This is a genomic window from Methylobacterium sp. D54C, from assembly GCF_053345595.1.
Map to the genome: position 1 here is coordinate 1 of NZ_JBKFAK010000056.1, position 9,439 is coordinate 9,439.

Here is a 9,439-nt window from a genome sequence, read left to right on the forward strand (position 1 = left end):
CTTCAACCGCCTCAAGGACTTTCGCCGGATCGCAACCCGCTACGACAAGCTTGCCCGCAACTACGCTTCGGCCCTCGCTCTGGCCGCCGTCATCACCTTCTGGTGCTGATCGAGTCCAAACCCTAGGACGGAGCGGGCTCGCTTACCGATGTCGGGGTTCGAGATGTCCGATACCGGACGACCGTCGGGTCCGGCGTTCTCCTTCAACCAGACGACGTATCCGCAGAGTTGTATGCTTCCGGGGATGCACCGCTCGGTTCGAATGCGGGCGCGACCGTCCTCCGTCTGCCATGTACCGGTGGGCAAGGAGGAAGCTGCCGGCGCCGGAGCGGCTTCACCGAGAGCCAGGGCACTGACGAAAGCCATTAGGCTGAGGCGTGCCAGTATTGGGGACATCGGGTTCCTTCATTCCGATGAGCGACCTCGCTGTCGATGCCGAGATCTGCTGCGGCCATGTCGACCAAGGGAGCGGAACCAGGGCGGCTATTGGGCTGCCGAGAGGTATCGCGTCTTGATCCGGGTTGTGATAATGAATGGTCATTATCACAATGAAATGTGTGCGATGGAAAAGTTAATTTCTAGTTAATCCAAGAAGCGTTGGACTCGGATTAGCCTTCAGAAGAACCGCTCACCAATCGACATGACGATGGCCGTCAGAAGCATGTGAAATTAGCAGTCAAGGTCCCTTGCCGGCTTTCCGCATAAACGAAGATATTCATTGCGCAATAAATTAGTCTCCTTTTCGTACATGCATGACGTGTTCCAGGCCTTGATCGCGGCATCCGTTTCACCTTTGCTCTCGTAAAGCAAGGAAAATTCCGCGAACCGAGCTGATAAATCCTGAGCTATACCAATCTTGAATAGGATATCATCCTCCGGTTTTGGTGCGGCTGGCCCAAACATGTGCGACTCCAGCTTCGTCAGCAGACCGGAAACCCGGCAGCAACGAAGTCCTGATATGATAGTGAACGATCATTATCAAGAGTTCTAGGGGCTTGAGGGCGACAGCCTAGGGTGTAAGGCGAGGGGGGCCTGGGGCGTTGTCGCGGCCGCGCGAGGTGACCTCCCGAAGCCGGAACCAGTTCGGCCCGGCGGGGGCGCTCAGTAGCCGTAGTACGGGTCCGGGTGCCCGTAGTAATAGGCGATGGCCGCCTCACGCTCGCGCGCGGCCTGCTGGGCCTACGACGCGATGATCGCTCCGCCTATCACGCCGAGCGCCGCTCCTGCGGCGACCGCACCGGCTACCTTGCGGCCGCGCCGCGGGCTGTATTGCCAGTAGCCACCCGGGCGGCCCAAGCCATCGCCCCGACCATGTGCATGCCGCGGGCTGGCCTGGGCGGTCGACGCGGCGAACAGCGAGCCCGCGCATAGCGCCGCGATGGTGCAACGGGCCAGTTTCTTCATGGTGAACTCCGCTGCGGAAAGCTCTGCCGTCCTCATTCGATGACCGGCCGACCCTCGCGGATACGAAGAACCGGCCGGCATATCGCGAACCCGAGGGGGCGATGAGTCGGCGATCCCTTGCCCGCTCTTGGTGGGGAGCGTCCAATCTCACTTCGGTTCAGGGGGCGCGGGCGCCGGCCTAATGTCCCTTGCGCGTGGTGACCGTCCTGGTCCTCGCAGCCTTGCCTGCCCACTCGGGGTCGGTGCGCGGACCTCCCTCCTCGTCGGTCGGGCCCTGCAACTGCCCAGCAACCACGTCCGCGACGCGCTTCCAGGACTGCGAGGCGCAGAACACCAGCATGCACCCCTTCACGGTCAACGCCGTGGGCTGGTCGCTCCATACCGTCACGTCGTAGGACTTGCCGTTATCGGCGTTGTAGATCTTGCCCTCGAAATGGCCCTCGGCGTTCCGCTTCAGTCCGAGCAGCATCTGGTGCCCGAGCTGGGGCCGGGCCTGCCAAGCTGGGTTCGGGTTGTAGCGGTCGACCTTCGGCTTGCCATTCTCGCCGTTCGGTTCACGACCCCAGACGACGTATCCACATAGGCGGGCCGCGTCGGACCCGCACGGCTCAGTCCTGACCCGGGCGCGGCCGTTCTCCGTGAGCCAAGTGCCGAACGGTTCGGCCGCATGCGCGGCGTTCGGCCGGCCGCACGTGACCATGGCGGTCAGTAGGGCGACCGTGGCCAAACAGTAGATGGGAGCAGTCATTGGGTTCCTTCGGAAGATCAATGGGATGTGGCGGTCACGACGCCGTCGCCTCGTGCCCGGTCGCGTCGTCGCGCGGTCCGACGAACCGCCCAAGCAGGCGCCCGAGAAGTTTCCCCAAGCTGTCCATCAGGAGGAACACGGCCGGAACGAAGACCAAGGAGAGCAGGGTCGAGACGATCAGGCCGGCGATGACCGCCACCGCCATCGGCGCCCGGAACTCGCCGCCGACCCCAAATGCCATGGCGGACGGGACCATGCCCGCCGCCATGGCGAGTGTGGTCATGACGATGGGACGTGCGCGCTTGCGGCCGGCCTCGACGATGGCGGTGACCCGGTCGATGCCGCGCCCCATCTCCTCGACCGCGAAGTCGACCAGCATGATCGCGTTCTTCGTGACCAGTCCCATCAGCATCAGGATGCCGATGACGACCGGCATCGAGATCGGCATCTGGCAGACGAGCAGGCCGAGGATGGCGCCGCCGATGGAGAGCGGCAGCGAGAACAGGATGGTCAGCGGCTGCAGGAACGAACCGAACAGCACGACAAGCACCGCGTAGACCATCATGATGCCGGCACCCATCGCCATCAGGAAGCCTGAGAACACCTCGCCCATGATCTCGGCGTCGCCAGTCTGCTTGATGGTCACCCCCGGCGGCAGGTTCCTCGCCGTCGGTGTCCGCAGCGCCTCGGCGATGAGCGAGCCGAGGGCCTCCGAGTTCTCCATGTTGGCCTCGACGGCCACGCGCACCGCCCGGTCGTAGCGGTCGATGGCGCCGGGTCCCTGGTCGAGCTCGATGTCGGCCGCGACCGCCAGCGGAACGGCAGCCCCGTTCTTGGCCGGCACCTTCAGGTTCTCCAGCCGCGAGACGGCGCCGCGGGCGCTCTCGGGCAGTTGCACCCGGATCGGCACCTGGCGGTCCGCGGCGTTGAACTTCGCGAGGTTCAGGCCGATGTCGCCGATGGTACCGACCCGGACGGTCTCCGCGATGGCGTCGGTCGAGACGCCGAGATCGGCCGCCACGCCCTCCTTCGGCCGGATGCGGACCTCCGTCCGGTTCAGCGGCGCCGTCGACATCACCGCCACGAGGTGGGGGATGGCGGCCATGTCGCGCTGCAGCCGCGCGGCGACCTCCGTGACGACGTCGGCGTCGGGACCGCTCACCACCAGGGCGAGGTCGCGCTGGCCGCTGTCGCGCAGGGTCCAGGACCGGATGTCGGGCTCCTCGGCGAGCAGGGCCGCGATCTCGGCCTCGACCGTCCACTGGCGCTTGGCGCGCGCGGCCTTCGGCGTGAGGTTGACGGTCAGGGTCGCGAGCCGGGTCTCCTTCTTGCCGCCGACCTGCCGTCCGCCGTCGACGAAGACCGAGGTCACCTCGGGCAGCGTCCGGATGCGCGAGACCACCCGGTCGGATACCGCCACCGTGTCGGCGAGCTTCGCGCCCGGCGCCAGCTCGACCATGAACAGGGTGCGGGCATTGTCCTGCTTCGGGATGAAGCCCGAGGGCAGCAGGCCCGTCGACGCGATGGAGGCGGCGAACAGCGCGAGGCCGGCGAACAGCGTGACGGCCCGGTGGCGTACCGACCAGCCGACGAGGCGCGTGTAGGCCCGCATGACCGGTCCCTCGCGCTCGTCGTGGTGGCCGTGGTCGCGCAGGAAGTAGGCGGCGAGCATCGGGGTGATGAGGCGCGCCACGAGCAGCGACATGAACACCGAGACCGCGATGGTCAGGCCGAACTGGATGAAGTAGCGGCCGGCGATGCCCGGCATGAACGAGACCGGGGCGAAAACGGCGATCAGGGTCGCCGTGATGGCGATGACCGCGAGCCCGATCTCGTCGGCGCCCTCGATGGCCGCTCGGTAGGGCGACTTGCCCAGCCGCATGTGCCGGACGACGTTCTCGATCTCGACGATGGCGTCGTCCACGAGGATGCCGGTCACCAGCGTGATCGCGAGCAGGCTGATGCCGTTCAGCGTGAAGCCCAGCGCGTCCATCGCCCAGAAGGTCGGGAAGACCGTGAGGGGCAGCGCCACCGCCGCGATGAGCGTGGCGCGCCAGTCGCGCAGGAACAGCAGCACCACGATGACCGCGAGGAGCGCCCCCTCGATCAGGGTGTGCATGGCGGAATCGTAGGAGCCGATGGTCGAGGAGACCGAGGAATCGATCAGCTCGAACTGCAGGTCGGGGTAGCTCGCCTGGAACTCGGCGATCTTCCTCTGCACCCCGGCCGCGACCTCGGCGTCGCTGGCGCCCGCCCCGCGCGAGACCGCGAAGGCGACCACCGGCGCGCCGTTGAAGCGGGCGAAGGTGCGCGGCTCCTCGATCCCGTCCTCGACCCGCGCGAGGTCGTCGAGGCGGACCTTGCGGCCGCCCGGCAGGACGATGGCGGTGGCCTTGAGGTCGCGCAGGGTGCGCGACGCGGCCAGCGTCCGGATCGACTGCTCGCGCCCGCCGACCTCGCCGCGCCCGCCCGCCATGTCGGCCGAGGTGAGGCGCAGCTGCCGGTTCACGTCCGCGGCGGTGATCCCGAGCGACAGCAGCCGGTCCGGCTGGAGCACGACCCGGACCTCGCGCGCGACACCCCCGACCCGCTCGACGCCGCCCACGCCCTTCACGCCCTGGAGCGCGCGGGCGATCTTGTCCTCGACCAGCCAGGAGAGGTCGGCGGGCGTCATCGCGGGCGCCTTCACGCCGTAGACGAGGATCGGCAGGCCGGCGATCTCGACGCGGCTGATCACCGGCTCGTCGATGGTGCGGGGCAGGTTGATGCGGATCTTCGAGACGGCGTCCTTCACGTCGTTGACGGCGCGGTCGGTGTTCACCTCCAGCCGGAACTCGACCGTGGTCACCGAGGAGCCCTCGGTGATGGCCGAGGTGATGTGCTTGACGCCCCGCACGCCGGCGATCGAGTCCTCGACCCACTTGGTGACCTGGGTCTGGAGCTCGGACGGCGCCGCGCCGGACTGGGTGATCGCCACCGAGACGATGGGCACGTCGACGTTGGGCATCTTCGTCACCGCGAGCCCGCGGAAGCTGACGAGGCCGAGCACGACCAGCACTAGGAACAGGACGAGGGGCGCGATGGGGTTGCGGATCGCCCACGCGGAGACGTTCAGGCGCATCGAGCGGCCTTGGCTTCCATGACGGCTGAGTGGGTGAGGAGGTGCGTCGGCTTACGGCACGCCGGCTTCGGCGGACTCCTGCAGCGCCGGCATTGTGGCTGTCGCAGGAGGGGAACCCGAGGCTTCGAGCACCGGCCGGACGCGGTCGCCGTTGCGTAGGAAGGAGCCGGCCCGGGCCACGACGCGCTCGCCCTCGTTGAGGCCCGCGCGGACCTCGATGGTGTCCTCGTCGGCGATGCCGGTGCGCACGGTGCGATCCTCGACCCGGTCGCCGGCGACCACGAGCACGCTGCGCCGTCCGCCGCTGTAGAGCACGGAGGCCTGGGGGACGCTCACGCCGCGGCTGCGGGCGAGCTCAACCCCGCCGCGGGCGAAGGTCCCGATGCGCAGGCGCGGGTCGGGATCGAGGCGCACGCGCACCTTGCCGAGGCGGGTGGCCTTGTCGACCTCGGGGTAGACAGCGCGCACGCGGCCCGCGACGCGGCTACCGTCACCCAGCTCGATCCAGGCCGGGGCACCCTCGCGCAGCAGGGGCAGCTTGATCTCGACGACCTCGCCCTCCAGCTCGATCTCGCCGCGGGCGATCAGGCGGAACAGCGGCTCGGACGCGGTCGATGAGGCTGCGAGGCCGACGCGGGCGGTGCGGCGGCTGACGATGCCGGCCTCTGGGGCGCGGATCTCGGTGCGGGCGAGCCGTAGGGACAGCTCGTCGCGCGCGGCGCGGGCCTGGGTGAGGTCGGCCTTGGCCATGACCAGACCGTTGCGGGCGAAGGCGAGTCGGCCCTCGGCCTGGCGCAGGGCGGAGGTCCGGGTCTCCATCACCACGGCGGTGGTGTTGCCCGTCGATATGAGCGTCCTGGCCCGCTCCAGGCTGAGCCGGGCCTCGGTCTCGGCGGCCTCGGCCTGCTCGATGTTGCTTTGAGACTGAAGCACCGCGGCCTCGGCCTTGTCCACCACCGCGTCCTGCTGGGCGATTTGGCGGTCGATGAGGTCGCGGGCGAGGCGCGCCAGCACCTGGCCCTTGGCGACCTGTGCGCCCTCCTCGACCAATACCTCGGCGACCCGGTAGCCGTCGATCTCGGGCGTCACCAGGACCTCGTCGCGGGGCACCAGGGTCCCGGTCACCGTCACGGTCGCCACGGTCTCGCGCCACGTCGCCTCGACGACGCTGACGGTCGGCGCGAGGATCGACCTGATCGTGGCGGGCTCCTCGTCGCGCGCGGAGGCGGCCGACAGGCCGAGCACCAGCAGCGCAGGAGCGGCTAAGAGGGGACGGGTCATCGGCCGGTCTCCGGGATGGATCCGGTCCGACGCGGCAGCGCGCCGTTCAGGCCGGCTTCGATGAGGGCTTGGAGATGGGCGATCGCGGGGATCGGATCGTACCCCGGTAAGATGGCGCGACCGACGACGATGCCCTTCATCAGCGGGTTGACCGCCTCGAACATCGACACGGGGTCGCAATCGGGTGAGGCGGCGAGTGACGCAAACATCCCGCACAGCCACGCGCGGGCCTCGGCCTCGCTGCGGTCGACGAGCCCGGCGATGGCGGGGTTGCGCGTGGTTTCCGCCCACAGGTCGAGGCGCAGCACCGCGGCCTCGCGGGTGATGCCGGTGAAGAACCGTTCGAGGATGCCGTTCAGGGACGCGCGGCGGTCGCCGTCCCGCTCCATCTCGGCGACGAGGGCGGCCCCGCGCGCGCGGTCGCGCTCCGCCATCGCCAGGACGATGTCCTCTTTGGAGGCGAAGTAGCGGTAGAAGTTGCCCTGGCTCATCGCGGCCTCGCGGGCGAGGTCCGACATCGTGGTGCGGTGGAAGCCGTTGCGGACGAAGCAGGCTTCGGCGGCGTCGAAGATGCGTTCACGCCGTGCGGCTTGGGCGTCGGCGACCTGGACGACGGTTACGGTCCCGGCGCTCACGGCTCGAAGTCCGCCTTGTGCTGCGCCACTCTAGACTGATCCTTGGCCGTCGAGAGCTCGGCGCAAGCGCGTGGCGCCACGGCAAGGTTCGAGCAGGTGCGCGCCTGCCATCCGTCGCGACTGGTGCCGGTCCAAGACAGCAGGCACGCCCACGCCAGCAGCACTAGGGCTCCGGAGATCAGGTTCATGGGCCTCATTGCGGAGCGCAAGACGCTCGCGACGCCGCGAGCCTGAATTGGGGCAGCGAATGCGTATGCCATTCTCATCACCGTCCTCGTTATCGCTCGTGATAATGAACGATCATTATCATGTCAATGAACGTTCATTCTCCTGCCGATGTTTGCCGAGGCAGCGGGACGTCACTGCTGCAATCTTGTTCCGTAAGATCCCCTTATGCGAATGGGCCCGAGGCAGACGGATGTAGGGTATGGACAAGGACCGGCATCCCGTAGCGGGCGCCCACTCCCCAGACCACCCTCGGCCCGGAGCGTATGAGACCCTATCTACCGATCACGAGGCCGTACCGGTCTGCTGCTTGATCGTCGCCGTGTGAGCCGCTGCCGTGAATTTCCTTCACTATGAGGTCGACCTTCGTCCTGGCGAAAGTGTCGAGGTCACGCTCGACACGCGTGCCAATGTCAAGCTGCTGGATGCATCCAACTTCGAGGCCTATCGGAGCGGTCGACAGCACCGCTTCTATGGTGGTCAGGCCATGCGCTCGCCAGTCAACATCGTCCCGCCCCATCCGGGGAAATGGCATGTCGTGGTCGATCTCGGCGGGTACGCCGGCACGGTCAGGGCATCGGTGCGAACGGTACGGGGTTAGAGGATGGCCCAGCGCCCAGCCGATGCTTTCCTTCCGGCTATCCGGCTTGCTCGGTTCGGGCAGTTGGTTATCTACGAGATATCGGACACAGAACTTCAGCTGATCGAGCGCGGCGCTCCAGAGTCGCTGTTTCTTACGTTCGGCATCTTTCTGATCTCGATCGGTATGACCATCCTCGTCACGCTGCTCAGCACCCCGATCGCCTCGATCAGGCTGTTCACGACCTTTGTGGTCATCTCGACGATCGGCTTGGTGATCGGATCGATCCTGCTGTGCCTGTGGTGGTGGTACCGCAAATCGCGCTCCGATATCTTCAAAACCATCCGGGAGCGCCTGCCACCGGAGGGAGAGGCAGTCCCGCTCGTCATCGACGCCGAAGAGCGGCAGACGACCGAGCGCTCACCGTCCTTCCCTCTGGATCCAGCGGCTTCTGCGCCACCGGGCGGACATCTTGAATAAGGTGCCTGCTGTGGCTGGTGCAGCACTGTTAGTTGCCGGACATCGCAGCCGCCTCTCGGCACGCCGGCACCGCCTCCTGGTTCGGTCTCAGGCTGTGCGGTAAAGTGAATGGATCAAGGGGGGCATGCTCGCTCGCATGCAGAGCGGATGAGGTGGATCGCGATGGACGGGGAAGAGTTCATCGAGATCGCCGATCGCCTCGACCGCGCGCACGCTGCCTTTGCGCGTGAGCACGAGCCGGTCCTGAAGAGGATCGGCAAAGCCGTCACACCGTTCAACAAGGCCTGGAGCGGTTCCAACATCGGCTATCATGTCTGTGTCTACTACGAGGCATTCTCACTTCCTCCGACCTGACCTGACCGGCTGGTTTTGGACCGGGCTGATTGAGAGGATCAGCCATGACCGAAGGAGGCGGACATGCGGCGAGGTCAGAAGACGAACGCGGAGCAGGTTGTGCTGAAGCTGCGCCAGATCGAGGTGCAGACAGCCCAGGGTAAGAGTTTAGCCCTTGCATGTAGGGAGGCGGAGATCTCCGAGCAGAGCTACTACCGCTGGCGCAAGGAGTACGGCGGCCTGCAAGTCGATCAAGCCAAGAAGATGAAGGATTTGGAGCGTGAGAACGCTCGGTTGCGCCGGCTCGTCGCCGATCTCTCTTTGGAGAAGCAGGTGCTGGCGGACGTCGCCTCGGGAAACTTGTAGCCCCCGAGCGACGCCGGCAGGCGGTCGACGGGATCCGGGAGAAGTACGGCCTCTCGGAACGTCACGCCTGCCGGCTCGTCGGTCAGCACCGCGGCACGCAGCGCTACGTGCCGACGGTGCCGGCCGACGAGGATGGGCTGACCCGAGCCATCGTTGCCCTGGCCTCCGAGTACGGGCGCTATGGCTACCGTCGTGTCACCGCGCTGCTGCAAGCAGACGGCTGGCAGGTGGGCAAGGACCGGGTTCAGCGCATCTGGCGCCGCGAG

General features: G+C 67.0%; 9 protein-coding genes and 2 pseudogenes. 5 read left to right on the forward strand and 6 right to left on the reverse strand.

Annotation, left to right across the window (positions count from 1 at the left end; all coding sequences use genetic code 11):
- Nucleotides 1-109 (forward strand): annotated as a pseudogene (locus ACLBYB_RS31935) (IS5/IS1182 family transposase); the annotation flags it as partial.
- 1,070 nt (nt 110-1,179) lie between these two features.
- Here ACLBYB_RS31935 and ACLBYB_RS31940 read toward each other — a convergent pair.
- The 6 genes from ACLBYB_RS31940 to ACLBYB_RS31965 all read right to left on the reverse strand — a co-directional run bounded on the left by ACLBYB_RS31940 (nt 1,180) and on the right by ACLBYB_RS31965 (nt 7,377).
- Nucleotides 1,180-1,404, reverse strand: coding sequence for a hypothetical protein (locus ACLBYB_RS31940; RefSeq protein ID WP_447701259.1), 225 nt, complete (start codon nt 1,402-1,404; stop codon nt 1,180-1,182).
- Nucleotides 1,405-1,582: 178 nt separating this feature from the next.
- Nucleotides 1,583-2,152, reverse strand: a complete 570-nt coding sequence (locus tag ACLBYB_RS31945; RefSeq protein ID WP_447701260.1) for a DUF2147 domain-containing protein — start codon at nt 2,150-2,152, stop codon at nt 1,583-1,585.
- Nucleotides 2,153-2,186: 34 nt separating this feature from the next.
- Entirely contained in the window at nt 2,187-5,273 is a 3,087-nt protein-coding gene (locus ACLBYB_RS31950; RefSeq protein ID WP_447701261.1) for an efflux RND transporter permease subunit, read from the reverse strand.
- Nucleotides 5,274-5,324: 51 nt separating this feature from the next.
- Entirely contained in the window at nt 5,325-6,554 is a 1,230-nt protein-coding gene (locus tag ACLBYB_RS31955; protein WP_447701262.1) for an efflux RND transporter periplasmic adaptor subunit, read from the reverse strand.
- Entirely contained in the window at nt 6,551-7,189 is a 639-nt protein-coding gene (locus ACLBYB_RS31960; RefSeq protein WP_447701263.1) for a TetR/AcrR family transcriptional regulator, read from the reverse strand. Before ACLBYB_RS31960 ends, ACLBYB_RS31955 begins: the two co-directional genes overlap by 4 nt.
- Nucleotides 7,186-7,377, reverse strand: coding sequence for a hypothetical protein (locus ACLBYB_RS31965; RefSeq protein WP_447701264.1), 192 nt, complete (start codon nt 7,375-7,377; stop codon nt 7,186-7,188). Before ACLBYB_RS31965 ends, ACLBYB_RS31960 begins: the two co-directional genes overlap by 4 nt.
- 374 nt (nt 7,378-7,751) lie before the next feature.
- Between ACLBYB_RS31965 and ACLBYB_RS31970 the strand changes: the two genes are divergently transcribed.
- The 4 genes and pseudogenes from ACLBYB_RS31970 to ACLBYB_RS31985 all read left to right on the forward strand — a co-directional run.
- Nucleotides 7,752-8,015 (forward strand): DUF1883 domain-containing protein, encoded by a 264-nt coding sequence (locus tag ACLBYB_RS31970; protein ID WP_447701265.1) that lies wholly within the window; start codon nt 7,752-7,754, stop codon nt 8,013-8,015.
- 3 nt (nt 8,016-8,018) lie between these two features.
- Complete coding sequence (locus ACLBYB_RS31975; protein WP_447701266.1) at nt 8,019-8,474, forward strand: hypothetical protein; 456 nt, start codon at nt 8,019-8,021, stop codon at nt 8,472-8,474.
- A gap of 162 nt (nt 8,475-8,636) precedes the next feature.
- Nucleotides 8,637-8,828, forward strand: coding sequence for a hypothetical protein (locus ACLBYB_RS31980; RefSeq protein WP_447701267.1), 192 nt, complete (start codon nt 8,637-8,639; stop codon nt 8,826-8,828).
- Between the two features lie 63 nt (nt 8,829-8,891).
- Nucleotides 8,892-9,439 (forward strand): annotated as a pseudogene (locus tag ACLBYB_RS31985) (transposase); the annotation flags it as partial.